The sequence below is a fragment of the Streptomyces fradiae ATCC 10745 = DSM 40063 genome (assembly GCF_008704425.1).
In the GTDB taxonomy this organism is placed as follows: Bacteria; Actinomycetota; Actinomycetes; order Streptomycetales; family Streptomycetaceae; genus Streptomyces; species Streptomyces fradiae.
In genome coordinates, this window is the sequence record NZ_CP023696.1 from 341,004 (window position 1) to 366,351 (window position 25,348).

A 25,348-nucleotide genomic window follows, 5' to 3' on the forward strand; every position below is an offset into this window, starting at 1 on the left:
GGGGGGCGCGGGGGGCCGGGGCGCCGTCCCGCTGGGCGCCGGCGGGGCGGCGAGCAGGGCGTCCACCTCGGCGGCGGTCGGCATCGCGGACGAGCAGGACAGCCGGGACGCGACCAGCGCGCCGGCGGCGTTGGCGAACCGCGCGGTCCGCTCCAGGTCCCACCCGGCGAGGAGGCCGTGGCAGAGGGCCCCGCCGAAGGCGTCGCCGGCGCCGAGCCCGTTCACCACCTCCACCCGCAGCGCAGGCACGTCGACCGTGGTGCCGTCGCGGTGGACGGCGAGCACGCCCGCGGGCCCCCGCTTCACGACGGCCAGGTCGACGCCCGCGTCGAGGAGGGCGCGGGCGCAGGCGCGCGGGTCGCGCGTCCCGGTGGCGATCTCGCACTCGTCGAGGTTGCCGACGGCGACGGTGGCGTGCGCCAGCGCCTCGGTGTAGGGGGCGCGGGCCTCGGACGGGTCGCTCCAGAGGGCGGGCCGCCAGTCGAGGTCGAGGACGGTGACGCCGGTACGGGCGCGGACGGCCAGGGCGGCGAGGGTGGCGGTGCGGCTGGGTTCGGCGCTCAGCCCGGTGCCGGTGGTCCACAGGACGCGGGCGGCGCGCAGCGCGCCGCGGTCGAGCTCACCGGGGTGGATCTCCAGGTCGGGCGCCCTGGGCCGGCGGTAGAAGTAGAGCGGGAAGTGGTCGGGCGGGAAGATCTCGCAGAAGGTGACGGGGGTGGGCAGCCCCGCGACGGGGGCCACCCAGCGGTCGTCGACGCCGAACGCGCGCAGGGCCTCGTGCGCGTACGCGCCGAAGGGGTCGTCACCGGTCCGGGTGATGAGCGCGGTGGACCTGCCGAGCCGTGCGGCGGCGACGGCGACGTTGGCGGCGGAGCCGCCGAGGAACCTGCCGAACGTCTCCACGCGGGCGAGCGGCACGCCGCCGCGGAGCGGGTAGAGGTCGACGCCGATCCGCCCCATGGCGATCAGGTCGAACGGCCCGCCCCCGCCGGGCCCGGCGGGCGCGGGGGCGGCGGGCGCGTCGGCCGCGGGCCCGGCGGGGCCGGGAGCACCGGGCGCGCGCGCCGCCGGCCCGGCGGGGCCGAGGGCGCCGGGCTCGGGCGCCGGGGTCTCGGCGGGGTGGGGGGCGGCGGGCGCCTCCACCAAGGGCCCGGCGGGGTGGGGGGTGGCGGGCGCGTCGGCCGCGGGCCCGGCGGGGCGAGGTGCGACGGACTCGGGCATGCGGGATGCTCCTGGGGCCTGCGGGGCGGTCGGGGCGGGAGTGCTGCCAGGTGTCTCCCCCGGCGCCGGGCGGCCCACCCCGTATCACCGCCCCGGTCGCCCGGTGAGGTGCCGACAGATGGACCAACGGGCGCTCGTGGCGGCCCGCCGCCGCCGCTACGGTCGGGTCGTCGACGTCCCCGGTCCGCCCGCCGGCACCGGGCACGCCCCGCGGGCCGACGGCGCCGCCGACGAGGACACCTCCCCGGGCCGGCGACCACCGCGGCGCGCCGCCGCGACCACCGCCCCGGCAGACCGCCCCGACCGACCGCCCCGACCTCCGGCGGCGCCCGCACCGCCCGCCGCCGGGTGAAAGGACCGCCTGTGGACCCCGCCGGCTCCCCGCCCCCGCCCCAGCCCTCCCCCGCCGGCTCCGACCCCGCCGGCTCCCCCGCACCGTCCCCCGAACGGTCCCGCCTCCCCGGGCCGTGCTCCTCCCCCGCCCCCGCGCTCGACCGGATCAGGGTCGGCACCGCGCCGGACTCGTGGGGCGTGTGGTTCGCCGACGACCCGCGCCAGGTGCCCTGGCCCACGTTCCTGGACGAGGTGGCGCGGGCCGGGTACGAGTGGATCGAGCTGGGCCCGTACGGCTACCTCCCCACCGACCCGGTCCGGCTCGCCGACGAGACGGCGCGGCGGGGCCTGCGGGTCTGCGCCGGCACGGTCTTCACCTCCCTGCACCGGGGCCCGGCCGTGTGGGAGGCGACGCGGGAGCGGGTGGACCGGGTCGCGGGGCTGGCGCGGGCCGTGGGGGCGCGGCACCTGGTGGTCATCCCGTCGTTCTGGCGGGACGACAGGACCGCCGAGGTGATCGAGCCGCCCGAGCTGACCGCCGCGCAGTGGCGGGCCCTGGCGCGCGGCACGGAGCGGCTGGCGCGGGAGGTCCGCGAGCGCCACGGGCTCGGCGTCGTCGTCCATCCGCACGCCGACACGCACCTGGCCACGGAGGCGCAGGTCGAGCGGTTCCTCGACGCGACGGACCCGGACCTGGTGGCGCTCTGCCTCGACACCGGGCACTACGCCTACTGCGGCGGCGACAGCCTGAAGCTGATCGAGACGTACGGGGAGCGCGTCGGCTACCTGCACCTCAAGCAGGTGGACCCGGCCGTCCTGGCGGGGGTCGTCGCGGACGGCGTGCCGTTCGGGCCAGCCGTGCGGCGCGGGGTGATGTGCGAGCCGCCGTACGGGGTTCCGGCGCTGGAGCCGGTGCTGGCGGCGGCACAGGGGCTGGGTGTGGACCTGTTCGCCGTCGTGGAGCAGGACATGTACCCGTGCCCGCCGGACCGGCCGCTCCCGATCGCGGCGCGCACCCGGCGCTTCCTCCGCTCGTGCGGCGCCTGAGGGCGGGGGCACGGCGGGCGTCGGAGCGCGGAAGGGGGAAGCGGCCCGGCGGGGTGCTCCTGACGGGCCGTGGGAGGCGGGGCGGGCCCGGGGGCCACGCGCGCGACCGGGCACCCGGCGGGATGCCGGGTGCCCGGTCCGATGGACCGTCGGATCAGTACGGGCCGTTGACGTTGTCGATGGAGCCGTACCGGTCGGCGGCGTAGTTGCACGCGGCGGTGATGTTGGCGACCGGGTCGTACGGGTCGAGGGACGTACCCGGTACGTGGTAGGCGCGGAAGGTGGGGTCGATCACCTGGAGGAGGCCCTTGGAGGGCGTTCCGGCGGCGGCGTTCGAGTCCCAGTTGTTGATCGCGAGCGGATTTCCGGAGGACTCGCGCATGATGTTGCGGTGAATTCCGTCATAGCTGCCGGGAATTCCGTGCCGGGCCATGATGTCCAGGGATTCCCTGATCCAGCCGTCGAGGTTGTCGGCGTACGCCTTGGCGGCGACGGGGGTGGCGGCCGCGGGCTGGGCGGCGGCCTGGCGGGCCGCCGCTGCCACGCTCAGCTCGATGCCCGGCCGGATGAGTGACGGGTCGTCACCGATGGCCGCCTTGTTGTCCTCGTACAGCTTCTTCCAGCCGCCGCCGACCGCGTGGTCGGTGGCGATGCCGGACAGGGTGTCCCCGAGGGCCACGGTGTAGGTGGCGGGGGCGGCCGGCGCGGCGGCCGGGGCCGCGGCAGGCGCCTGAGCTGCGACGACGGCCACGGCGGGGGCCGCGGCGGGGGCGGCGGTGGCCGCGCCGGCCAGGGGCAGGGCGAGGGCGGCTCCGCCGGTGCTCGCGACGACGAGTCCACGGCTGAGGCGGCTGAGCTTGCGGCGTGCGTGCTTACCCGGTGCGGGCATGGGTCGTGTCCTCTCCGACGCCTGCGAGGTGAGCTGTCGGGTTCGGGCGGGAGCTGCCCGGCCGCGGTCGCCCGCGACTTCACCCCTAGCCGTCCCGGATGCCGGGTGCGGCGACTTACCTGGTTCCCCCGCTCCTGCCGAGCGTGAATGTGTGAGTGGCGGAGTCCGGAGAGCGGCAGGATTCGGCGTTCCCTCCGGAATGACGGTGACCGTAAACGACGTACGGCCGCGGGAACAAGGCGGGGAATTCCATTCGAAGATCGATTGGGACGGCCTCCGGGGGCGAATTCCTCGCGCCCGCAAGGCGTCCGGGGAATATGGCCGCCGCGCGCCCGTGACCGACGTCACGGAGCACATCTGCGGAGCGTGACGCCACCATCACGCCGCAAACCGCGCCGAATTGACGCCCCCTCCACCAAAGAGCCCAAAAGGCTTAAAGGCTATCCAATCGGACAGATCACCCGCCTTTCGGCTCCGTTCGGGTGGCCGTGGTGCCCGGACGGCGCTCGCGCGGACCGGAGCGGTTGCGGCGCACCCACCGGCGCCGAGGGTGGACAGCAGGGATCGACAACCGCAACGAACAGGGACGAACACGTGCAGAAGACATCAGTGAGGACGTCGCCTCGCCGGGCCCTGGCCGCCGCCGCGGCGCTGCTGGGGCTGACCGCAGCCGCGGCGGCGGTCCCGGCGGCCGTCGCGCAGGCGGAGCCCGCCGTGTCGGCGCCCGGCGCCGTCATCGCCGACTGGGCCCGCCTGACGGGCGAGGTCGTGGACCCGGAGGGCGACCTCAACTCGTCGGAGACGGCCGTCTGGCACGCCGTCGTCTCGGCGGGCATGTACAACGCGGTGGTCGGCATCGAGGGCCGCTACGAGCCCTACCGCTGGGACGGGCGCGGGCCCCGCTCCGCCTCGTCCGTGGCCGCCGCCGCGACCGCCGCCCACGACGTCCTGCTCCACTACTTCCCCAAGGCGAAGGCGCAGCTGGAGAGCGCCCACACCGCCTCGCTCGCCGAGGTGCCGGACGGGGCCGCCGAGAAGGCGGGGGTGGCCTTCGGCCGCCGCGCCGCCGCCCACATGATCGCGATGCGGAAGGACGACGGCGTCAACGCCGCCGTGCCCTTCACGGCCTCCCCCGCCGTCGGGGTGTGGCGGCCCACGCCGCCCGCGCGGCAGCCGTTCGGCAGTGCGTGGGTGGGCCGGCTGCGCCCGATGCTCATGGACGCCCCCGAACGCTTCAGGCCCGCCGCGCCCCCCGCGATGACGTCCGACCGCTATGCCGCCGACCTGAACGAGGTGAAGGCGGTCGGCGCGAAGACGAGCACCGTGCGCACCCCGGAGCAGACCGAGACGGCGCGCTTCTTCACCACCGTGGACCTCCAGGGCGCGCTGGCCGACCGCGCCGAGCGGCACGGTCTCGACCTGGTCGACACGGCGCGCCTGTTCGCCGCCGTCAGCACGATCCAGGTGGACGCGGCGATCGCCGCGTGGGACGCGAAGCTGCACTACGGCTCCTGGCGCCCCGTCACCGCGATCCACGAGGCGGAGAAGGACGACAACCCGCTGACCGAGCCCGACGCGGCGTGGGAGCCCCTTCTCAACACCCCGCCCCACCCCGACTACCTCAGCGGGCACACCACCACGGCGGGCGCCCTGGTGCGGACCCTGACGACGCTGTCGGGCAGCCCGAATCTGGACCTGCGCGTCACGTCGGTCATGGCGAAGAAGACCCGGCACTACCAGATCCCCGACCACTACACGAGCGACGTCGAGGGCGCCCGCATGTGGGGCGGCATCCACACCCGTACGGCGAACGAGGTGGGCACGGCCACGGGCCAGCGCATCGCCGCCTGGGCCCTCGCCCGCCACTTCCGCCCGCTGGGCTGACGCGGCGCCGGACGCCCGCCGGACCGTCGCGGCCCGGCGGGCGTCCGCCGTGGGCGCCCGCCCGCGGGGGCGGGCCGTTCGACCAGGGCGCCCCGCACCGCCACCGGCCCGCGCGACCCGGCCGGGCCCGTCCGGCCGCCCCCGGACCGCTCGGGCCCGTCCGGCCGCCCGGCCCGGCCCGTCAGAGAACGGCGTCGAACCCGTCCCAGTACCGGGCGACCTGGACCCGCGCCTCGAACGGCACGGACGCGTCCCCCGTGCCCCGGTACATCCACAGGACGCCCGAGGGGTCGCGTGCGAGCAGTTCGGGGTTGCCGTCGGCCGTGACGTCGCCGTACGGGACGAGCGTGTCGTAGACGTTCCACCCCGTGCCGATCCGCGCGCGGGACCGCAGCGGGGCGTCGCCGTCCCCGGTGCCCCGGTACAGCCACAGGGCTCCGGCGGAGTCGCGGGCGATCAGGTCGGCCCTGCGGTCGCCGGTGACGTCGAGGCCGCCGGTGAGCGAGGTGTAGACGCCCCAGCCGGTGCCGGCCTGTCGGCGGGCCTCGAAGGGACGGGCCGGGTCGCCGGTGCCCCGGTACAGCCACAGGACCCCTGAGCCGTCCACGGCGAGCAGGTCGTGGCGGCCGTCGCCGGTCACGTCGCCGGCGCCGCGGATCGACCGGTAGGCGCCCCAGCCGGAACCGACGCGCACCGGGGTCTCGAAGGCGGTGCGCCCGGTGCCCGCGAGCCGGTGGTACCAGAGCACCCCGGAGGCGTCGCGCGCCACCACGTCACCGCCGCGCCCCCGCACGTCGATCGGGGCGAGTTTGGCGAGGCGGTCGTACCGGCCCCAGTCCACCCCGAGCGGCCTGCCCCACTCGATGTCGAAGCGGCCCCACTCGCCGGAGTAGTGGCTGTAGGCGCGCACGGCTCCGCTGCCGTCGCGGGCGAGCACGTCCCAGTCCATCGGCACGACGGCGCCGCCCGTGACGTCGAACCGGCCGGTGGCGGAGGCATCGGCGGTGCCGGACGCGGAAGCGAAACGGGCGTCGGCGACGAGGTGCCAGCTCGGCCCGGTCGCCCGCACCCGGTAGGTCAGGGTGTGCGTGCCCGCCGGCAGCTCGCAGCGCACCTGCCCGGTGAGCACCTCGTACGACGGGTAGGTGCACGGCTGCGCCACACCGTCGGGGCCGCTGATCGTGACGCCGTGGGTCCACTCGTCCTGCTGCCCCCAGGGCCGCTGGTCGTCGGCGGTCGCGAAGCCGACCGTGAGGACGCCGCTCTCCGGCGCCTCGACGGTGACCGTGTGGACGACCTGCCCGCCCACGGCGAGGCCGGGCGTCGTCAGGGCGACGGTCCCGGCGCCCCCTTCGGCCGCGTGCGCCCCGGCTCCGGCCACCCCGGTGGCGAGCAGGGCCCCCACCGCTCCGGCGACCCCCAGCCGACGCCGTCCCCAGTGCAGGATTCCCCTCACGACGTCCCCCCTTCCAAACACGTGAACGATCTCTGCCGCGTCCACCGTATCGGCGGGGAGCGGCAACTGAGGCTCCGTCAGCGCAGATGCCGCGCCCGCCGGGGACGGCCGCGGCGCCCCGCGGGAAGCGGCACCCCGTCCGGCGGACCGGTCGCGGCCAGGGGGGACGCCGCCGCGGAACCGTCCGAGGACGGCCCCCCGCCGGGCGCCGTGAGAGCGCCCGGCGGGGGGCCGTCGGACAGCGGGGCCGTCAGGCGGCGGGGGCGAGGTCGGCGACGCCGAACAGCAGGGCGTAGCCGCGCGGCAGGCCGGCGAGGACCCGGCGCGTGAGGCCGTCGCCGGCGTACGCGCCGACGGTGCACAGGACGGTCGACGCGGCCCAGCGGGCCTCGGCGGGGGAGAGCGCCAGCAGGTCCGCGACGCGCCCGACGAACTCGGGCGCCGCCGCCGGTTCGGTGACCGGGATCTGGGCGGCGAGGAGCGCGCCCGCCTCGGGCGGCAGGAGCCCCGCGAGTTCGCAGCGCTCGTCGCCGACGACGTGGCCGCCCAGCACCGTCAGCACGGCCCGCAGGACGCGCTCCGCCTCCCCGTCGGAGTCGTAGCGGCCGGCGGTGCGGATGCGGGCCACGAGTTCCTGCCACGTCATGGTGGAAAGCCTTCCTCCCCGGTCGCGCGCCTGGGCGACCGCGTGTCGTCGGTGGTGGTCAGGCCGCCGTCGGGCGGCCGAAGAGAAGGTCGTACCCCGGAGGGAGCTGGAGGAGGACGCGGCCCACGAGGTCGCCGCCCGCCGCGTCGGCCACGACGCTGAGCACGGCGCCGACGTCCCACTTGGCGGTCTCCTCCGTGGCTCCCTCGATCCACGCCGCGGTGGCGCGGACGAACCGCTCGGGGGAGAGCGGCTCCGCGGCCTGGAGGGGATTGAGCAGGATCAGCTCGAAGGTCTCCGGGAGCCGGGCGGCGAGCTCGGCCCGCACCTCGCCGACGAGATGGGCGCCCAGCAGGGCCAGGACGACCCTGGCCGCGCGCTCCGCCTCCCCGGGTGTCGCGTACTCGCCCCGTTCCCGGATCGCCTCCAGGAACGTCTCCCACCTCATCTGCATCACGCGCCCCTTCCGGCCGGCGGAGGGCGGAGGAGTCCGCCCTCCGGTCGCGCTGCGAGCGGGTCGGTCAGCCGCCGAGCTCCCTGCGTCCCTCACCCGTGGCGCTGATGGCGATCTTGCGCGGCTTGGCGCGCTCGGCGATCGGGATGCGCAGGGTCAGGACACCCGCGTCGTAGTCGCCCCTGATGTTCTCCACATCGAGCGTATCGGCCAGCATGACCTGGCGGGAGAAGACGCCCAGCGGGCGCTCGGAGAGCTCCATCTGCACGCTCTCGGACCTGGCCGGCGGCCTGCGCTCGGCCTTCACCGTCAGCATGTTCCGCTCGACGTCGACGTCGATGGCGTCCGGGTCGACGCCGGGCAGGTCGAGGGCGATCACGTACTCGTCGCCCTCGCGGTACGCGTCCATCGGCATCGCCGTGGGCCGCGACCAGGTGCCGGACGCCCCGATGAGCCTCTGGGCGATCCTGTCGAACTCCTGGAACGGATCGGTGCGCATCAACATCGTGAATCACCTCCACCGGCTCGGAACACTCCATGCCAATGCGTTCACCTGCCTCCGTTGTAACATGTCATCGGAACGATGACAACGCCGGGCGTCATCGAACGGATGACGGCGACCGCTCGTCATCGCGGGGCATGACGTCTCGGCGCGGTCGCCGTTCCGGTGACCGTCAGAAGATCAGGGCCACCGCGACGCCGTCCGGCGGCGGTGGCCCCCAACCCCGTGGAGGAGGCCCCGTGGGCGAAGCCGAGCGGCAGCCGGCGCCGCACTCACCGGCCCCCGGCCCGCCCGTCGCCGCCGCGGCGGCGGCGCTCAGCACCATCGGCGAGGCCATCCGCGCGGCGCGGGGCGCGCGGCCGGCCGCCGGCGGTGCCCCCGTGGCGGGCGGCGGGCCGCCCGGTCCGCCGGACGCCCCGGCGGCGGAGGACGCCCCGGCGGCGGAGGACGCCCTGGCGGCACTGCTGCTGCTCAGGGAGGTGCGGCGGCAGCTGGCCGACTGGGAGCCCGCGCTCATCGAGGCGGCCCGCGCGGCCGGAGTGAGCTGGGCCGATCTCGCCGGACCGCTGGGCGTGGCCAGCCGCCAGGCGGCCGAGCGGCGCTATCTGCGGCTGCGGCCCGGCGGGGGCCACGGCACCACGGCCGACCAGCGGGTGAAGGCGACGCGCGACCGGCGGGCCGCCGACCGGTCGGTGAGCGCCTGGGCCCGGCGCAACGCGGCCGACCTGCGGCAGCTCGCGGGCCAGATCACGGCGCTCGACGACCTCGCCCGGCAGGCCCGGTCGCCGATAGGGCGGCTCACCGAGGCGCTGGCCGGGGACGACGCGGCCGGCCTGATCGGCCCGCTCGCCGACACCGGCCCGCACCTGCGGGGACGGCACCCGGAGCTGGCGGCGCGGGTCGAGGACGTGGCGCGGCGGACGGACGAGTTGCGCCGCGCCAGCGACCACGACCGCCGCTCGCTCGCCTGACTCCCGGCCGGGGGCGGCGCGATCGGACGCGGCGCGGGACGGGGCGTCGGCCGGTCGGGTGGCCGTACGGGCCGGGCGCACGCGCCGCGCCGCGCCGGGGCGGTACCCGCGCCTACCGTCGGGCGCATGCCAGGAGAGGTCCGGGAAGACGCCACCCGCCGGTCTCCGGTGCGCGCCGGCGGGCGCGGTCCCGGAGCGAGCGCCGGGCCCAGCGCTCCCCCGCCCCCGCGGCCGGAACCGGGGCACGCCCTCGGACGACGGGCCGGAGGCGCGATCCGGCACCTTGGCGAGCCCGGCGCCCCGGGCGCCGGCGCGCGGGGCGGCGGGCGCGCGAGCGGGCCGGGCGGCCGGCGCGACGCCCCGTCCGGCAGCCGGCGCGGCGGCCGGCCGGGACGGCCGCGCGGACTGCGCGGGCTGCGGGCGCTGCTGGTCCTGCCGCTGCTCGCCTCGCCGCTGGCCGCCTGCGGTTCCGACGCCCAGGCCGGCCCGCCGACCGTCAACTGGTACAACTTCCCCGACGACTCCGGCGCCCTCGACGCCGCCGCGCGCAACTGCACCCGGGACGCGAAGGGCCGCTACCGGATCGTCTACCACAAGCTGCCGCGCACCGCCGACGGACAGCGCCAGCAGCTCGTCCGCCGGCTGGCCGCCGAGGACACGGCCATCGACGTCATGGGCCTGGACGTCACCTGGGCCCCCGAGTTCGCCGAGGCCGGCTGGATCCTGCCGTGGACCGGCGAGCTGCGCCGCCGCGCCGAGGAGGGCACCCTCGAGGTGCCGCTGCGGACCGGCACGTGGAAGAACCGCCTCTACGCGGTGCCGTACAACACCAACACGCAGCTGCTCTGGTACCGCGCCGACCTGGTCGACGAGCCGCCGCGCACCTGGGCGCAGATGCTGGCCGAGGCCCGCCGCCTGGCCGCCGAGGGCAAGCCGCACTACGTCGAGATCCAGGGCGCCCAGTACGAGGGGCTGACGGTCTGGTTCAACACGCTCGTGGCGAGCGCGGGCGGCTCCGTCCTCAACGCCGCGGCCACGGCCCCCGCGCTGGGCCCGCCCGCCGTGCGGGCGGCGGGGATCATGCGGGACCTGGCCACGTCGCCGGCCGCCGACCCGTCGCTGCCCAACCAGATGGAGGACCAGAACCGGCTGGCGATGGAGTCGGGGACCGCGGCGTTCCAGCTCAACTACCCCTTCGTGCATCCGTCGATGAAGGCCAACAACCCCGAGCTGTTCCGGCACCTGCGCTGGGCGCCCTACCCGAGGGTGGACGCCTCGCGGCCGGCCAGACCGACGATCGGCGGGATCGACCTGGCCGTCGGCGCGTACTCCCGGCACCCCGGACTGGCGTTCGAGGCGGCGCTGTGCCTGCGCAACCGGGAGAACCAGATCGCCGCGGCCCTCGACGGCGGGCTGCCGCCGACCCTGCGGGAGCTGTACTCCGACCCGGAGTTCGTCCGCGACTACCCCTTCGCCGACGCCATCTACCAGGCGCTCGAGAACGCCAGTGTCCGCCCCCAGACCCCGGCCTACCAGAACGTGTCCATCGTCATCGCCCACACCCTCTCCCCGCCCGCGGCCATCGACCCGCGCCGCTCGGTGGAGACGATCGCGGGCCAGATCGAGGACGCCCTCCAGTCGAAGGGGCTGATCCCGTGAAACGCGCGACGGCCGAGCGGACCGGCGGCCCCGAGGAGCCCTCGGCCGCGTCCGGCACCCGGCTCTCGGAGGGCGCCCGGCTCTCGGAGGGCGCCCGGCAGGAGCGCCGCCTCGGCTGGCTGCTGTGCGCGCCCGCCGTCCTGGTGATGGCGGCCGTCACCGCGTACCCGATCGGTTACGCGGTCTACCTGTCGATGCAGCGCTACGACCTGCGCTTCCCCGACCGCGCCGAGTTCGTGGGGCTGAGCAACTACGCGGCGGTGCTCTCGTCGCCGTTCTGGTGGCAGGCGTTCTGGGTGACGCTGTTCATCACGGTCGTCTCCGTCGCCGTCGAGCTGGTGCTCGGGATGGCGCTGGCGATGGTGATGCACCGCAGCGTCGTCGGGCGCGGCACGGTCCGCACGGCGGTACTCGTCCCGTACGGCATCGTCACCGTCGTGGCCGCGTTCTCCTGGCAGTACGCGTGGACGCCCGGCACCGGCTACCTGGCCGCGCTGCTCCCGGCCGGCGAGGCGCCGCTGACGGAGCAGTGGCCCGCGCTGGGGCTGATCATCCTGGCGGAGGTGTGGAAGACGACGCCGTTCATGGCGCTGCTGCTGCTCGCCGGGCTGGCGCTGGTGCCCGAGGAGTCGCTGCGGGCGGCGATGGTGGACGGGGCGGGGCCGTGGCAGCGGTTCACCCGCGTGACGCTGCCGCTGATGAAGCCGGCGATCCTGGTGGCACTGCTGTTCCGCACCCTCGACGCGTTCCGCGTCTTCGACAGCATCTACGTGCTGACGTCGGGCGCGCACGGCACCGGCTCGGTGTCGATCCTGGGCTACGACAACCTGTTCACCGCGCTCAACCTCGGCATCGGGTCGGCGGTCTCCGTGCTGATCTTCCTCTGCGTGGCGCTCATCGCCTTCGCCTTCGTCAAGGCGTTCGGTGCCGCCGCGCCCGGATCGGGAGAGGGAGGCCGCTGATGGCCGGTGCGGGGAAGCGGCATGTGACCGGGTGGACGGTGGCGAACGTCGTCGTCATCGCCTACGCGCTGTTCCCGGTGTGGTGGATCGCCGCGCTGTCGTTCAAGGACCCGTCCACCCTGGCGGACGGGTCGTTCGTGCCGAGGAAGTGGACCTGGGAGAACTACCGGGGCATCTTCGAGACGTCGGAGTTCACCAGGGCGCTCGTCAACTCCATCGGCATCGCGCTGATCTCGACCGTCATCGCCGTGGCGCTGGGGACGATGGCGGCCTACGCGGTGGCCCGGCTGCGCTTCCCGGGCAAGCGGCTGCTGATCGGGGTGTCGCTGCTGATCGCGATGTTCCCGCCGATCTCGCTGGTGTCCCCGCTGTTCGACATCGAGCGCGCGCTGGGCCTGTTCGACACCTGGCCGGGGCTGATCCTGCCGTACATGACGTTCTCGCTGCCGCTGGCCATCTACACGCTGTCGGCGTTCTTCCGGGAGATCCCCTGGGACCTGGAGAAGGCGGCGAAGGTGGACGGGGCCACCCCGGCGCAGGCGTTCCGGCTGGTGATCGCGCCGCTGGCGGCGCCCGGCGTGTTCACGACGGCGATCCTCGTCTTCATCTTCTGCTGGAACGACTTCCTCTTCGCGATCTCGCTGACCTCCACGGAGTCCGCGCGGACCGTCCCCGCGGCGATCGCGTTCTTCACCGGCAGCAGCCAGTTCCAGGAGCCGACGGGGTCGATCGCCGCCGCCGCGATGGTGATCACCGTGCCGATCATCGTCTTCGTGCTGCTGTTCCAGCGGCGCATCGTCGCCGGGCTGACCTCGGGGGCCGTGAAGGGCTGACCGGCCGCCCGCACCCCGCTTCCCCCCTCCCCATCCCCTCCCCACCCCCTACGGCATTCCCTCCAAGGAGCACCGACAGTGGCCGAGATCGTTCTCGAGGGCATCACCAAGAGGTACCCGGACGGTGCCGTGGCCGTGCGGGACGTGGACCTGACCGTCGCCGACGGGGAGTTCGTCATCCTGGTGGGCCCCTCCGGGTGCGGGAAGTCCACCACCCTCAACATGATCGCGGGCCTGGAGGACATCACCGAGGGCACCCTGCGCATCGGCGGGCAGGTCGTCAACGACAAGGCGCCCAAGGACCGCGACATCGCCATGGTGTTCCAGAGCTACGCCCTCTACCCGCACATGACGGTGCGGGAGAACATGGGCTTCGCGCTGCGCCTGGCGAAGGTGGACAAGGCGGTGATCCGGGAGAAGGTCGAGGAGGCCGCCCGCATCCTGGACCTCGGCGACCACCTGGACCGCAAGCCGGCGAACCTGTCGGGCGGCCAGCGGCAGCGCGTCGCCATGGGCCGGGCCATCGTCCGCGACCCCAAGGCGTTCCTGATGGACGAGCCGCTGTCCAACCTGGACGCGAAGCTGCGCGTGCAGATGCGCACCCAGATCTCCCGCCTCCAGCAGCGGCTGGGCACGACCACGGTGTACGTGACGCACGACCAGACCGAGGCGATGACGCTCGGGGACCGGGTGGTGGTGATGCGCGGCGGCCTCGTCCAGCAGGTGGGCACCCCGCAGCACCTCTACGACCAGCCGCGCAACCTCTTCGTGGCCGGGTTCATCGGGTCGCCCGCCATGAACTTCCTGCACGCCTCGCTGGAGGAGGGCCGGCTGCGCACGGTGGTCGGGGACCTGCCGCTGGACGCCGGGACGCTGCGGCGGCTGGAGGGGGCGCAGGCGCCGCGCGACCTGATCGTGGGGCTGCGGCCGGAGGCGTTCGAGGACGCGGCCCTGGTCGACCCGGACCTGCCGGGCGCCCGGTTCACCGCGCGGGTGGACGTCGTGGAGTCGCTGGGCTCCGACGTGTACGCCTACTTCACCGAGGAGGGGTGGCAGCCTGCGGACAGCGCGGACCTCGCCGAACTGGCGGCCGACTCCGGGGTGGCGGAGGCCGGGGGCGGCGGGCACCAGATCGTCACCCGGCTCGGCGCGGCGACGCGGGTGCGGGAGGGCAGCCCGGCGGAGCTGTACGTCGACACGTCCCATATGCACGTCTTCGACCCGCGCTCGGGCACCAACCTGACCCGCCGCGAGACGCCCGACGACGAGCGCTGACGGCTGCCGGCGGCTGCCGGCGCGGACGGACACGGCCGGTGGCGCGGACACGCTCGGCGGCGTGGGCACCGCGGGCGGCGTGGACACGGCCGGCGGGCGGGCTCTGCCGGTGGACGGGGCTTCGGCGCGGGCGAGGCTTCGGCGAGGGCGGTGCGGGCGAGGGCGGCGCCGAGGGCGACGGAAGGCGGCCCGGAAGGGCGCGGTGGGGGGCGCGGGGCGGGCGGCATCTCATCCGACTTGTGGCGTGGCGCCGTCAGGCCCGCGTGGCGGGGTCCGCGCGAGCCGAGACTCCCCCCGACGCGGCCCGCCCCGCCACGGGGCGGGCGCACCGGCGGCGCACGTACGCCGACCGCCGCCACCGACCGATCGGAGACCCCCATGAGACCGTCCGCGCGCTGGGCGTCCGTCGCCCTGCTGCTGCTCCTGCCGCTGACGGCGGCCCCCGCCACCGCCGCCGAGTCCGACGCGGAACCGGCCCGGACGTCGCCCGCGCCGCTGCTGACCCACGAGGTGGACGGGATCGACGGCCAGTACATCGTCACGCTGCGGCCGGACGTGGCCTCCGCGCAGGCCGCACGGCTCGCCGGGGTCACCCCGCTGCACTCGTACCAGCGGGTGCTCAACGGCTTCGCCGCGAAGCTGACCCCCGCCCAGCTCGCCGCCGTCCGCGCGATGCCGGAGGTCGCGGCCGTCGAGCAGGACGCGCGGGTGGTCGCCGCGCCCGTGGAGGACCGGGCTCCCGCCGTGCGCGTCACCGCGAGCAGCTGGGGCCTGGACCGGATCGACCAGCCGTACCTGCCGCTGAACGGACGCTACGAGGTCACCGCGACCGGCGCGGGCGCCTACGCGTTCATCCTCGACTCCGGCATCGACTACGCCCATCCGGAGTTCGCCGGACGGGTCTACTTCGGGTACGACGCGATGGGCGACGGGCGGCGCGGCCAGGACTGCAACGGCCACGGCACCCATGTCGCCGGCACGGTCGGCGGTTCCGTGCACGGGGTCGCCCGCGAGGTGGGCCTGGTCAGCCTGCGCGTCCTCGGCTGCGACGGCCGGGGCAGCTGGTCGGGTGTGATCGGCGGCCTCGAGTGGGCCGCCGGCAACGCGGGCGGCCGCTCCGTCGTGCTCAACGCCTCCCTGGGCGGCCCCCGTTCCGCGGCCGTCGACGCGGCGACGAACGCCCTCTTCGACCGGGGCGTCCTGCCCGTGGTCGCCGCGGGCAACGAGGCGTCCGACGCGTGCGGCACCTCCCCCGCGGGCGCCGAACGGGCCCTGACGGTCGGCGCCTCCGACCACCTCGACCAGGAGGCGCGATTCTCCAACTTCGGTCCGTGCCTGGACGTCTACGCGCCCGGTACGCAGATCAGGTCGGCGCGGCTGGGCGGCGGCAGCGTCGCCCTCGACGGCACGTCGATGGCGAGCCCGCACGTCGCCGGGGTGGCCGCGCTGTACAAGGCGCGCAACCCCTCGGCGACGCCCGCCGCCGTCGGCGGGTGGATCCTGGAGCAGTCCGTGAAGAACGCCCTGACCGTGTCGAAGACGTCGCCCAGCCGGCTCCTCCAGACCGGCGGGCTGTGACCGGTCAGGACCGCAGGTGGCCGACGACCCGGCGCGCGGCGTCCGCCACGGCCTTCCGGGCCTCCTCCGTGTGGTCGACGGTCTCGAAGCCGTGCTGCCCGCCGGGCACGTCGACCACCTCGACCGCCGCCCCGCGGTCGGCGGCGCGGGCGAGGAACCCGGCGACGGTCGCCGCGATCTCGGGGCGCTCCCGCTCCACCCGCGTGATCACGAGCGGCAGCCGCCCGGCGGCGCCGACCGCCGCGGCGGGGCGGAACCGGGTCTCGTCCATTCCCCAGGCCGGCAGCGGAGCGAGCAGCGGGTACGTGGCGGCCACGCAGCGCAGCCACGGGGGCGGCGCGGCCAGCCAGTCCGCCGCCAGCAGGCTCCCGGCCGAGAAGAACCACAGGGCGATCCGGTCGGCGTCCACCCGCGGATCGTCCCGTACGAGCCGCACGGCGGCCGCCACGTCGTCGGCGGCGCGCGGGTAGTCGCCCAGGTCGTGCAGCCGGTGGTCGACCGTGGCGGCGACGGCGCCGAGCCCGGCGAGGTACCGGGCGTAGCCGGTGAACGCGGGCCAGTCGCGGGGCGTCGGCGCGACCCCGGCGGGCACCGGACCGCCGTGGACGAGCACCACGGCGGGCGCGGGCCGTTCGGGAGCGGCGCCGTCGGGGAGGTACAGGTCGGTGCTCCCGTGCCGCTCGCGGGGCCGCTCGGGCACGTCGAGCAGGAAGGGCCGCAGGTGCGGGGGCGGTCCGTCGCCGGCCGGGGTCAGCCGGTGTCCCCCGCCGGCCGCGGCGGCGCGCAGCGCGTCGGCGAGGTCGGCGGGGGCGGACAGCATGGGCCAGTGGCCGGTGGGCAGTTCGAAGAAGGTCACGCGCGGTGCGGCGAGCGCCTGGAGGCGGGGGTCGCCCAGGTGGACGAGCCCCTGGACGGTGGCGATGCCCGCGCCGTTGGCCGTGCAGAGCACGCCGGTGGTGGGGGCCTTCGCCGCCGCGCCGGTCAGCCGCAGGGGGGCGGTGAGGGTGGCGGGCGGCTGCGGAACGGCCAGCCGGGTGAGCCGCTCCAGCGCGTCGGCGGGGACGCCCTCGGTGCTGCCCCAGCGGGCCCAGTCGCCGGGCGCGGCGGGCGGCGCCACCGGGTCGGCGCCGCCGCCGGGGGCGAGCAGCCGTTCCCGTACGGCGGCGTCGGGGACCAGTTTCAGCGCCGGGTCGCCGTCCTGGGGCATGCCGGCGTCCACGTGGACGACGCGGGCGGTCCGCTCGGGCCGCCGGTCGGCGGCGCCCAGCACCGGGTGGATGCCGTATCCGTGGCCGACGAGCACCACGCGGCCGGCGGCGGCCCCGTCCACGAGCCGCACCACGTGCCGCACGTGGTCCTCCAGGTCGGTGCCGGGGCCGGCCGGGAGGGTCGCCGCGTGCACCTCGGCGCCCGCCCCGCGCAGCCGTCCGGCCACCTCGTCCCAGAGCCATCCGCCGGTGAACGCCTCTCCCACCAGTACGTACGCCGTCATGCGCCCTCCTCGTCCCGGGCTCCCGGTCGCCCGGGCCCGGTGTCCGTCCGGCGCCCGCCCTTCGGGTCGCCGCCGCGCCGACGGTAGGAGCTCCCCCAGGGGGAGGTGCAAGGCGCGCCCGCGACCGGCTCCGCCGGGCGGGCGGGACCGGTCGCGGGGCGGCGGCTCGTGGATCGGGTGGTGGGCCCGCCGATCGGGGCGCCGGGCCGCGGCGCGGGCGGGTCAGCGGCGGACGCGCCAGTCGAAGGTGGTGCGAAGGGTGCGGGCGAGCGCCGGGTCGCGCACGGCGTCCGTGCGGTCCTCCACCGTGACGGTGAGCCGGTGGGTGCGGAAGTCGGGCTTGCGCAGCCCCAGTTGGCCGGGGCGCACCTCGGTGCGGCCGGCCAGGTGCGGCAGGTCGCGGCCGTCGAGGGACCAGCGGATGGTGAGCTGCCGTCCGTCGGGGCCGGTGAGGCGGGGGACGCTGACGGCGGCCGGGCGGCCACCGGTGAGCGTGGTGCCGGGCGGGGTGAGGGCGGTGGCGGGGCGGGCGTACCGGTAGAACCCGGCGATCATCGCCTCGACGCCCGGCAGGTTGAACGGCTTGTCCAGGAAGCGCATGAGGGAGCCGTCCGTGGGGCGGTACAGCCCGGTCTCGAAGTAGCCGCCGCCCTCGAAGGCGCCGACCCTGCCGCCGTCCGGCGACTCCTCGCCGAGCCAGCGGTACCACTTGGCCTGCCGGGCGGCCATGCGGCCGGCGTCCAGGGTGGAGGTGTTCGGCTCGCCGGGCTCCTTGCCGGTGTAGCGCTCGTAGCCGGGGGTGCCCGGGTAGAAGTACTCGTCGGCGAGGCCGCCGAGGGAGTGGCCGGTCTCGTGGACGGCGACCTGCCCGGACTGGGCGTTGCGGGCCGAGGCGGTGGAGATGCCGGCGTAGCCGAGGGTCTCGCTCCGCTCGTTGTAGCCGGCGCCGCCGTACTTGGCGCTGTTGGCGAGGACGATGACGAGGTCGGCCTCGGGGGCGAGCGCCACGTAGGCGTCGACCCGCTCCTGGTCGACGCACAGGAGCCGTTCGATGTCGCCGCACCAGAAGTACGCGCCGAGCGCGGTGTCCCGGACGGTGGCGCGGTCCGGGTCGCCGGTCACGCCGGACTGGCGGGAGACGGCGTCGACGGTCCAGACGTTGAAGAGGTTCCGGTACGTCGTGTACGGCTCGACGGCGGTGATCTCGCCCCACTTGGCGCGGGCGTCGTCGTGGAACCGGGGCAGTTCGGCCGCGGTGTAGCCGTCACCGATGACGACGACGTCGAGGCGGTCGCCGGTGGGGCCGCCGTCGACGATCTTGGTGACGGTGCCGTCGGTCTCGGCGGCCGCCCCGCTGAGCCGGGGCGCGGGCCGGCCGAGCCCCGCCGCGGGGACGGTGACGTGACCGGATCCGGCGAAGCCGCCGCGTTCGGGGCCGGGGACCTCCACCTCCACCCGCTCGGCGGGGGCGGGGGGCGCGGGGGCGGGGCCCGCGACGGCGGTGCCGGGTCCGGCGGCGAGGGCGGCGGCCACGGCGACGGCGACACCGGCCGCCGTCAGTGTGCTGCGCGAGGCGAAGAGGCGCACAGGGTCTCCTGGTGACGGAGGGACAGGCGAGGAGAGAGCAGTTAAGCGAGGGATTAAGTCCGTTGAACTAGCCGCTTAAGGTAGGGGTGCGCACGGGGGCGGCGCAATGGCCGGGAGCCCCTGAATACTGGTGACCCTTCGACGACCAGGGAGTGGCGATGGACGGACCGGCCGAGATCGGGCGCCGTGTGCAACGGCTGCGCACCGCGCTCGGGCTGACCCAGCGGCAGCTCGCGGAGCCGTCGTACACGGCGGCGTACGTGTCGACGCTGGAGGCGGGCCGGGTGCGGCCGTCCGAGACGGCGCTGCGCTTCCTCGCCGGCCGGCTCGGCACGTCGTACGAGGAACTGGCCACCGGCCGGCCCGCCCACCTCGCCACCGAACTGCGGGCCGGGCTGACGGACGCCCAGCGGGTGCTGGCGACCGGCAGCGCCGCCGAGGCCGCCACCCTGTACGAGGGGCTCCTCGCGGACGCCGAGCGGCACGGCCTGGCCCCCGAGCGGGCCGAGGCCCATCTCGGGCTCGGCGACTGCGCGCTGGAGACCGGCGCCCTCCAGGAGGCCGGCCGGCACTTCCGGGAGGCGGAGCGGCTGCTGGCCGGCGAGCCGGCGCCGCGCCGGGCCCGCGCGGTGCGCGGGAGGGCCGTCGCCCATCTGCTCGCCGGGGAGCTGCGCTACGCCTGCTACCTGCTGGAGTCCGCCATCGACGAGCTGACGGGCGGCGGCCTCGCCGACCCGGAGGCGCTGGTGATGCTGTACGCGGCGAGCATCGGCCCGTACATGGACATGGGCGCCCACGCGCGGGCGGCGCACGCGGCGGAACTGGCGCTCGCCCTGGCGCCGCGCGTGGACGACCCGGCGCTGGTGGCGGGGATGCACCGGCAGGTGGCGCGGACGTTCCTCGCCGAGGGGCGCACGGCCGACGCCGACGCCTCCCTGGCGAAGGCCCAGGCGATGTACCGGCAGCTGCGCCTCGGCACCGATCTGGCCCACTGCCACTGGATGCGCGGCTACGTCAAGGCGCAGAGCGGCGAACTGGACGCCGCGGAGCGGGAGCTGCGCACGGCGCGGGACATGCTGGCGGCCCGCCGGGCGGCGCTGTTCGCCGCGCAGGTGGAGGTCGAACTGGCGGACGTCCTGCGGCGGCTCGGCCGGCACGAGGAGGCCGCCGCCCTGCTGGCGCCGGTCCTGGACCTGGACCTGGACGACGGGCGCGGGGCCGTGCACGCGGGCGGCGCGCACCGGCTGCTGGGCCTCATCGCCGAGGAGCGGGGCGACGCGGAGGCCGCCGAGGAGCACTACGTGCTGGCCCTCGGCCTGCTGGAGCGCAGCGGGGCCACGGGGGACCTGGCCGACCTGTGCCGGCTGCTGGGCGACCTGCTGCGCCGCACGGGCCGGGTGGAGGCCGCCCTCGACGCGTACCGGACGGGGCTCGGCCACCGGGCGGCGCCCGGCACGACGACGCTCGGCCCGGCACCGGCCGCGCCCCCGTTCCGGGTGGCGGGGGGCTCGGGAGCGGCGGAGGCCGAGGGGAGCTGAGACGGGCGGGGCGCCGGGGAGGCCGCGGGGCCGGGGGCTGCCGGTGCGGGTGGCGGATGGGTGCTGGGGCGGGCCGCGAGGTCGGGGGCCGGGACCGCCGGTGCGGGCGGGCCGCGAGGCCTGGGGCCGGGACCGCCGATGCGGACGGGCCGCGAGGCCGGGGCCGCCGGTGCGGGCGGGCCGCGAGGCCGGGGGCCGCCGGTGCGGACGGGTGCTGGGGCGGGCCGCGAGGCCGGGGGCCGGGTCCGCCGATGCGGGCGGGCCGCGAGGCCGGGGGCCGGGTCCGCCGATGCGGGCGGGCCGCGAGGCCGGGGGCCGGGTCCGCCGATGCGGGCGGGCCGCGAGGCCGGGGGGCGGGGCCGCCGCACCGCTCCCGGTGGCGGGGGGCGGCCCGTGCCGGCCCGTCGTCGCGGTGCCGCTGCCGGGGCGGGTGGCGCCGGGGGCCGGGGTGGACGCACCCGTCGGGCGCCGGTCGCGTCGTGGCGGCGCGCCCCCTGGCCCGGGGCGGGGAGGATCGCCGCGACGGCGCCGGGTTTGGCGGCGGCTCGTCGGGCGGGTGCCTCCCGCGACGGCGACGGTGACGGCCGGCGGGCCGGCCCACCCGCCGGTGCCGCCCCCATGACGCGGCCCGGCCGCCCCTCCACGGGGCGGCCGGGCCGTTCACGCGTACGGAGCGCGCCCGTGCGGGGCGGGCGCTCCCGGGGTGCGGAGCCGGTCAGGAACGCGCGTCGTCGGACTGCTCGGCGCGCTTCTCCTTGATCCGGGCTGCCTCCTTGCGGACCTCCGCCTGGGTGGCGCGCTCCCTGCGCAGCCACTCCGGGTCCTCCTCCTTGAGGGCGTCGATCTGCTCGGTGGTGAGCGCCTCGGTGACCCCGCCGCGGGCGAGGCCGGAGATGGAGACGCCGAGCCGGGCCGCGACCACGGGCCGGGGGTGCGGGCCGTTGCGCCGCAGCTCCCTCAGCCACTCGGGCGGGTCGGCCTGGAGGGCGTTCAGCTCGTCCCGCGAGACGACACCCTTCCGGAACTCTTCGGGGGTGGCCTCGAGGTAGACACCCAGCTTCTTCGCCGCGGTCGCGGGCTTCATCGTCTGGGTGGTGCGGTGCGACGTCATACGCCCAGGATATCGAGCATGTGCGCGGCTCCCGACCACGCCCGGTAGCCTGGCCTGGTGACAGGCTCGGAAGCACCCTCCCCGTTCAGGCTCGCGTACGTACCGGGCGTGACGCCCGCGAAGTGGGTGGGTGTCTGGCGGGAGCGGCTGCCCGACGTGCCGCTGGAGCTCGTCGCGGTGTCCGCCGCCGAGGCGCAGGACGTCCTGCGCGGGGGCGGCGCCGACGCCGGTCTCGTCCGGCTCCCGGTCGACCGCCCGTACTTCAGCGCCATCCCCCTGTACACGGAGACGACGGTCGTCGTGGTCCCGAAGGACCACGTCATCGCCGCCGTGGACGAGGTGACGGCCGCCGACCTCGCCGACGAGGTGGTCTTCCACCCGCTCGACGACACCCTCGGCTGGGAGCGCCCGCCGGGGCGGCCCGGCTTCGAGCGGCCCGCGACGACCGGGGACGCGGTGGAGCTGGTAGCGGCCAACGTCGGCCTGCTCGTCGTCCCCCAGTCGCTGGCCCGCCTGCACCACCGCAGGGACCTCACGTACCGGACGGTCACGGACGTGCCGCAGTCGCAGGTGGCGCTGTCGTGGCCGGAGGAGCGGACGACGGACGCGGTGGAGGACTTCATCGGGATCGTGCGCGGCAGGACGGTGAACAGCACGCGGGGCCGCCGCCCGGCCGGGGCCGCCGCCGAGCAGCCGAAGCAGAGGCCGCGGCGGGCCGCCTCCGGCACGGGGGCGGGGACGGGCGGCGGCGCCCGGTCCCGGAGCACCGGTGGCGCAGGCGGTTCCGGCGGCGGTGGTGGCGCGGCCAAGGGCGCGCGGCGCGGCGGCGGTGGTGCGCAGGGCGCCCGGAAGGGCCGGCCGCGCCGCCGTTCCTGAGCCTGTCCGCCGTACCCGGCCGCGAGGCGCGGGGGCGGCGGGGTGCCCGGGGCGCGTGCTGTGATGGGGGCATGGTCCTTCTCGTCGGCACCTCGGGATGGCAGTACAAGGACTGGCGCGGCGCGTTCTACGCGGCCGGGACGCCGCAGCGGCTGTGGCTGGAGGCGTACGCGGCGTCCTTCCCGACCGTCGAGGTGAACAACGCCTTCTACCGGCTGCCGTCGTACGGGACGTTCGCCGCGTGGCGCGAGCGCACCCCGCCGGACTTCGTGGTCGCCGTGAAGGCCAGCCGCTTCCTGACGCACGTCAAGCGGCTGCGGGACCCGAAAGAGCCGGTGGGGCGGCTGCTGGAGCACGCCGCCGGGCTCGGGGACCGGCTGGGGCCCGTGCTGCTCCAGCTGCCGCCGACGCTGCGGGCCGACGCGGGGCTGCTCGGCGCCTGCCTGGACGCGTTCCCCGCCGGGGTGCGGGTCGCGGTGGAGCCGCGCCACCCGTCGTGGTGGTCGGACGCGGTGCGGGGCGCGCTGGAGTCGCGGGGCGCCGCGCTGTGCTGGGCGGACGTGCGGGCGAGGCCGGCGACCCCGCTGTGGCGGACGGCGGACTGGGGGTACGTGCGCTTCCACGAGGGGCGGGCCCGGCCGTGGCCGCGCTACGGGCGGCGGTCCCTCGAGACATGGGCGGGGCGGATCGCGGGCGCGTGGCCGGCGGGCGGGGACGTGTACGCGTACTTCAACAACGACCCGAACGCGGCGGCGCCCGCCGACGCCGCTGCCTTCGCGCGGGCGGCGCGCACGGCGGGGCTGGCGGTCGCCCGGACCCCGGCGCACCCGCCGCCGGGCGGGGGCGCGGGGTTGTAGGCTCCGCGGTTCCGCGAGCATCTCCGCGCGGCCTGTCCCCGCGCGCTCGCGGTCCACGACGGGTGATCGAGGCCGCCGCCCTCGGGGGCGCCGCCCCCGCGGCAGACGGTGGCGGTGGGCGTGCCGCCCCCGCCGCCGCGGGGGCGGCACGGCGGTCGCGTCTGCTCACGCGCTGTCCTCGGTCGGGTGGGGCCAGGCGGCTTCCCGCAGAAGGCGCAGGCCGTTGAGGCCGACGATGACGGTGGAGCCCTCGTGGCCGGCGACGCCGAGCGGCAGGGGGAGGGTGCCGATCAGGTCCCATGCGACCAGAGCGGCGATGAAGGTTCCGGCGATGGCCAGGTTCTGAGTGACCAGGCGGCGGGCGGTGCGGGAGAGGGCCACGACGGCCGGGATGGTGGCGAGTTCGTCGCGGACGACGACGGCGTCGGCGGTTTCCAGCGCGAGGTCGGATCCGGCCCGGCCCATCGCGATGCCGGTGTGCGCGGCGGCCAGCGCGGGCGCGTCGTTGACACCGTCGCCGACGACCATGACCCGCAGCCCCTCGGCCTCCCATGCCCGGACGGCGGCGACCTTGTCCTGCGGGAGCAGCCCGGCCCGCACGTCGCTGATCCCGACCTCGGCGGCCAGCCGGCGGGCGGCACGCTCGTTGTCGCCGGTGAGCAGGACCGGGGTGCGGCCGGTCAGTTCGGTGAGCGCGGCCACCGTCGCCCTCGCGTCGGGGCGCAGCCGGTCCGCGATGCCCAGCACGCCGACCGGGACGCCGTCGCGAAGCACGAGGACTGCGGTGCGGCCCTCGTCTTCGAGCGAGCGGACCGTGTCGTCGAGTTCCGGGCTTCCTCCGGGAAGGAGACGGGCCGGGGATCCGATCTGGACGGTGTGTCCGTCCACGGTTGCGGTGACGCCGGCGCCGGGGTACGAGGTGAAACCGGTCGCCTCGGCGAGGACGAGGCCGCGTTCGCGGGCGGCCCGGACGACGGCGCGGGCGAGGGGATGCTCACTGGGGTGCTCGGCCGCCCCCGCCAGTGCCAGCAGCCGGTCCTCGTCCAGGCCCGGTCCGGGCAGGGGGAGAACGCCGGTGACGCGTGGGGTGCCCTCGGTCAGGGTGCCGGTCTTGTCCAGTGCCACCGCGTCGACCTGGCCCAGGCGCTCCATCACGACCGCGGACTTCGCGAGCACGCCGTGGCGGCCCGCGTTGGCGATCGCGGACAGCAGCGGCGGCATGGTCGACAGGACCACCGCGCACGGCGAGGCGACGATCATGAACGTCATCGCGCGCAGCAGCGCTGACGGGAGGTCGTCGCCGAAGGCGAGCGGGATGCCGAACACGGCCAGGGTGGCGATGACCATCCCGATCGAGTACCGCTGCTCGATCCTCTCGATGAACAGCTGGGTCGGCGCCTTGGTCTCGGATGCCTCCTCGGCCATCCTCACGACCCGGGCGATGACCGAGTCCGACGGATCCCGCTCGACGCGCACCCGCAGGGCACCGGTGCCGTTCACCGTACCGGCGAACACCTCGTCCCCCGCCTGCTTGGCCACCGGCAGCGGCTCACCGGTGATCGTGGCCTGATCGACGTCGCTCGCCCCGTCCAGGACGCGCCCGTCTGCACCGACCCGCTCACCGGGACGCACCAGAACGACATCGCCGACCGCCAAGCGCTCGGCGTCCACCGTCTCCTCAGCGCCGTCGTCGCGCAGCCGGATCGCGGTGGAAGGTGCGAGGTCGAGCAGGCCGCGTACGGAGTCCGCTGTGCGGGCGGTCGCGACGGCCTCCAGCGCGCCAGAGGTGGCGAAGATGACGATCAGCAGAGCGCCGTCCAGGACCTGCCCGATCGCGGCGGCGCCGAGCGCGGCGACGACCATCAGCAGGTCCACGTCCAGTGTCTTGTCCCTCAGGGCTTTGAGGCCCTCCCACCCCGGATCCCAGCCGCCGGTGGCGTAGCAGGCGGCGAAGAGCGGGCCCCACGCCCACGCCGGAGCACCCAGCAGATACAGGGGAAGCGCCGGCAGGAACAACAGCAGAGAAGCCAGCGCCCACCGGGCCTCCGGCAGCGCCAGGAGGCGCGTACGCCGCCTCGGCGCCACCGGGCGCTCAGCCCCCGGGACCGGTGGCGCGGGTCGTTGATCCACAACAGAAGACACGGCAAAACCCTTCACGGGCGGACGACGAGCAGCGC

At 76.4% G+C, this 25,348-nt stretch carries 20 protein-coding genes, 1 pseudogene and 1 riboswitch; of the genes and pseudogenes, 11 read left to right on the top strand and 10 right to left on the bottom strand.

What is annotated here, in order from left to right; translation table 11 throughout:
• Nucleotides 1-33: 33 nt before the first annotated feature.
• A pseudogene (iolC, locus tag CP974_RS01465) lies at nt 34-969 on the bottom strand (5-dehydro-2-deoxygluconokinase); the annotation flags it as partial.
• A gap of 750 nt (nt 970-1,719) precedes the next feature.
• Here iolC and CP974_RS01470 point away from each other — a divergent pair.
• Nucleotides 1,720-2,601, top strand: coding sequence for a sugar phosphate isomerase/epimerase family protein (locus tag CP974_RS01470; protein WP_031135618.1), 882 nt, complete (start codon nt 1,720-1,722; stop codon nt 2,599-2,601).
• Nucleotides 2,602-2,755: 154 nt separating this feature from the next.
• Here the strand turns inward: CP974_RS01470 and CP974_RS01475 are convergent, their stop codons facing one another.
• Complete coding sequence (locus CP974_RS01475; protein WP_031135616.1) at nt 2,756-3,490, bottom strand: LysM peptidoglycan-binding domain-containing protein; 735 nt, start codon at nt 3,488-3,490, stop codon at nt 2,756-2,758.
• Nucleotides 3,491-3,493: 3 nt separating this feature from the next.
• A riboswitch (cyclic di-AMP (ydaO/yuaA leader) is annotated at nt 3,494-3,661 on the bottom strand.
• 438 nt (nt 3,662-4,099) lie between these two features.
• Here CP974_RS01475 and CP974_RS01480 point away from each other — a divergent pair.
• Entirely contained in the window at nt 4,100-5,374 is a 1,275-nt protein-coding gene (locus CP974_RS01480) for a vanadium-dependent haloperoxidase (protein ID WP_223844445.1), read from the top strand.
• Between the two features lie 181 nt (nt 5,375-5,555).
• Here the strand turns inward: CP974_RS01480 and CP974_RS01485 are convergent, their stop codons facing one another.
• From CP974_RS01485 to CP974_RS01500, 4 genes are all read right to left on the bottom strand, one after another.
• Nucleotides 5,556-6,830, bottom strand: a complete 1,275-nt coding sequence (locus tag CP974_RS01485; protein ID WP_140160770.1) for an FG-GAP repeat domain-containing protein — start codon at nt 6,828-6,830, stop codon at nt 5,556-5,558.
• Between the two features lie 250 nt (nt 6,831-7,080).
• Entirely contained in the window at nt 7,081-7,476 is a 396-nt protein-coding gene (locus tag CP974_RS01490; protein ID WP_031135610.1) for a DUF2267 domain-containing protein, read from the bottom strand.
• Nucleotides 7,477-7,534: 58 nt separating this feature from the next.
• On the bottom strand, nt 7,535-7,930 hold the full coding sequence (locus CP974_RS01495) for a DUF2267 domain-containing protein (protein WP_031135607.1): 396 nt from the start codon (nt 7,928-7,930) through the stop codon (nt 7,535-7,537).
• A 67-nt stretch (nt 7,931-7,997) separates the two neighbouring features.
• Complete coding sequence (locus tag CP974_RS01500; protein WP_031135605.1) at nt 7,998-8,435, bottom strand: Hsp20/alpha crystallin family protein; 438 nt, start codon at nt 8,433-8,435, stop codon at nt 7,998-8,000.
• A 236-nt stretch (nt 8,436-8,671) separates the two neighbouring features.
• Here CP974_RS01500 and CP974_RS01505 point away from each other — a divergent pair, with 236 nt between their 5' ends.
• From CP974_RS01505 to CP974_RS01530, 6 genes are all read left to right on the top strand, one after another.
• Nucleotides 8,672-9,403, top strand: a complete 732-nt coding sequence (locus CP974_RS01505) for a type III effector protein (protein WP_069975236.1) — start codon at nt 8,672-8,674, stop codon at nt 9,401-9,403.
• Between the two features lie 126 nt (nt 9,404-9,529).
• Complete coding sequence (locus tag CP974_RS01510) at nt 9,530-11,062, top strand: ABC transporter substrate-binding protein (RefSeq protein ID WP_224354467.1); 1,533 nt, start codon at nt 9,530-9,532, stop codon at nt 11,060-11,062.
• Nucleotides 11,063-11,181: 119 nt separating this feature from the next.
• Nucleotides 11,182-12,024: a carbohydrate ABC transporter permease gene (locus tag CP974_RS01515; RefSeq protein ID WP_085921209.1), complete on the top strand. Its 843-nt coding sequence runs from the start codon at nt 11,182-11,184 to the stop codon at nt 12,022-12,024.
• Nucleotides 12,024-12,857 (top strand): carbohydrate ABC transporter permease, encoded by an 834-nt coding sequence (locus CP974_RS01520; protein WP_031134215.1) that lies wholly within the window; start codon nt 12,024-12,026, stop codon nt 12,855-12,857. The genes CP974_RS01515 and CP974_RS01520 overlap by 1 nt, the downstream gene beginning before the upstream one ends.
• 78 nt (nt 12,858-12,935) lie before the next feature.
• Complete coding sequence (locus tag CP974_RS01525; RefSeq protein ID WP_031134213.1) at nt 12,936-14,132, top strand: ABC transporter ATP-binding protein; 1,197 nt, start codon at nt 12,936-12,938, stop codon at nt 14,130-14,132.
• A gap of 378 nt (nt 14,133-14,510) precedes the next feature.
• A complete protein-coding gene (locus tag CP974_RS01530) occupies nt 14,511-15,710 on the top strand; it encodes a S8 family peptidase (RefSeq protein WP_031134211.1) in 1,200 nt (399 codons plus the stop codon).
• A gap of 4 nt (nt 15,711-15,714) precedes the next feature.
• On the opposite strand, the gene CP974_RS01535 is transcribed toward CP974_RS01530, so the two are convergent.
• Both CP974_RS01535 and CP974_RS01540 read right to left on the bottom strand, forming a co-directional pair.
• A complete protein-coding gene (locus tag CP974_RS01535; protein WP_031134209.1) occupies nt 15,715-17,202 on the bottom strand; it encodes an alpha/beta hydrolase family protein in 1,488 nt (495 codons plus the stop codon).
• Nucleotides 17,203-17,424: 222 nt separating this feature from the next.
• Nucleotides 17,425-18,789 carry a M64 family metallopeptidase gene (locus tag CP974_RS01540; RefSeq protein WP_223844494.1) on the bottom strand — a complete coding sequence of 455 codons (1,365 nt, stop codon included), beginning with the start codon at nt 18,787-18,789 and terminating at the stop codon, nt 17,425-17,427.
• A gap of 158 nt (nt 18,790-18,947) precedes the next feature.
• On the opposite strand from CP974_RS01540, the gene CP974_RS01545 reads away from it, so the two are divergent.
• Complete coding sequence (locus CP974_RS01545; RefSeq protein WP_051839742.1) at nt 18,948-20,327, top strand: helix-turn-helix domain-containing protein; 1,380 nt, start codon at nt 18,948-18,950, stop codon at nt 20,325-20,327.
• A gap of 715 nt (nt 20,328-21,042) precedes the next feature.
• On the opposite strand, the gene CP974_RS01550 is transcribed toward CP974_RS01545, so the two are convergent.
• Nucleotides 21,043-21,438, bottom strand: a complete 396-nt coding sequence (locus CP974_RS01550; protein WP_031133026.1) for a DUF5997 family protein — start codon at nt 21,436-21,438, stop codon at nt 21,043-21,045.
• A 57-nt stretch (nt 21,439-21,495) separates the two neighbouring features.
• On the opposite strand from CP974_RS01550, the gene CP974_RS01555 reads away from it, so the two are divergent.
• Nucleotides 21,496-22,314: a LysR family transcriptional regulator substrate-binding protein gene (locus CP974_RS01555; RefSeq protein WP_031133028.1), complete on the top strand. Its 819-nt coding sequence runs from the start codon at nt 21,496-21,498 to the stop codon at nt 22,312-22,314.
• Between the two features lie 71 nt (nt 22,315-22,385).
• A complete protein-coding gene (locus tag CP974_RS01560; protein ID WP_031133030.1) occupies nt 22,386-23,171 on the top strand; it encodes a DUF72 domain-containing protein in 786 nt (261 codons plus the stop codon).
• 165 nt (nt 23,172-23,336) lie between these two features.
• Here the strand turns inward: CP974_RS01560 and CP974_RS01565 are convergent, their stop codons facing one another.
• Nucleotides 23,337-25,313, bottom strand: coding sequence for a heavy metal translocating P-type ATPase (locus tag CP974_RS01565; protein ID WP_031133032.1), 1,977 nt, complete (start codon nt 25,311-25,313; stop codon nt 23,337-23,339).
• Nucleotides 25,314-25,348 lie beyond the last annotated feature (35 nt).

What these genes read in the sequence shown, in the direction of transcription:
- CP974_RS01500 (WP_031135605.1), bottom strand. Translation starts at nt 8,435, where the DNA reads ATGTTGATGCGCACCGATCCGTTCCAGGAGTTCGACAGGATCGCCCAG.
- CP974_RS01475 (WP_031135616.1), bottom strand. Translation starts at nt 3,490, where the DNA reads ATGCCCGCACCGGGTAAGCACGCACGCCGCAAGCTCAGCCGCCTCAGC.
- CP974_RS01535 (WP_031134209.1), bottom strand. Translation starts at nt 17,202, where the DNA reads ATGACGGCGTACGTACTGGTGGGAGAGGCGTTCACCGGCGGATGGCTC.
- CP974_RS01520 (WP_031134215.1), top strand. Translation starts at nt 12,024, where the DNA reads ATGGCCGGTGCGGGGAAGCGGCATGTGACCGGGTGGACGGTGGCGAAC.
- CP974_RS01490 (WP_031135610.1), bottom strand. Translation starts at nt 7,476, where the DNA reads ATGACGTGGCAGGAACTCGTGGCCCGCATCCGCACCGCCGGCCGCTAC.
- CP974_RS01530 (WP_031134211.1), top strand. Translation starts at nt 14,511, where the DNA reads ATGAGACCGTCCGCGCGCTGGGCGTCCGTCGCCCTGCTGCTGCTCCTG.
- CP974_RS01510 (WP_224354467.1), top strand. Translation starts at nt 9,530, where the DNA reads ATGCCAGGAGAGGTCCGGGAAGACGCCACCCGCCGGTCTCCGGTGCGC.
- CP974_RS01550 (WP_031133026.1), bottom strand. Translation starts at nt 21,438, where the DNA reads ATGACGTCGCACCGCACCACCCAGACGATGAAGCCCGCGACCGCGGCG.
- CP974_RS01495 (WP_031135607.1), bottom strand. Translation starts at nt 7,930, where the DNA reads ATGCAGATGAGGTGGGAGACGTTCCTGGAGGCGATCCGGGAACGGGGC.
- CP974_RS01560 (WP_031133030.1), top strand. Translation starts at nt 22,386, where the DNA reads ATGGTCCTTCTCGTCGGCACCTCGGGATGGCAGTACAAGGACTGGCGC.
- CP974_RS01545 (WP_051839742.1), top strand. Translation starts at nt 18,948, where the DNA reads ATGGACGGACCGGCCGAGATCGGGCGCCGTGTGCAACGGCTGCGCACC.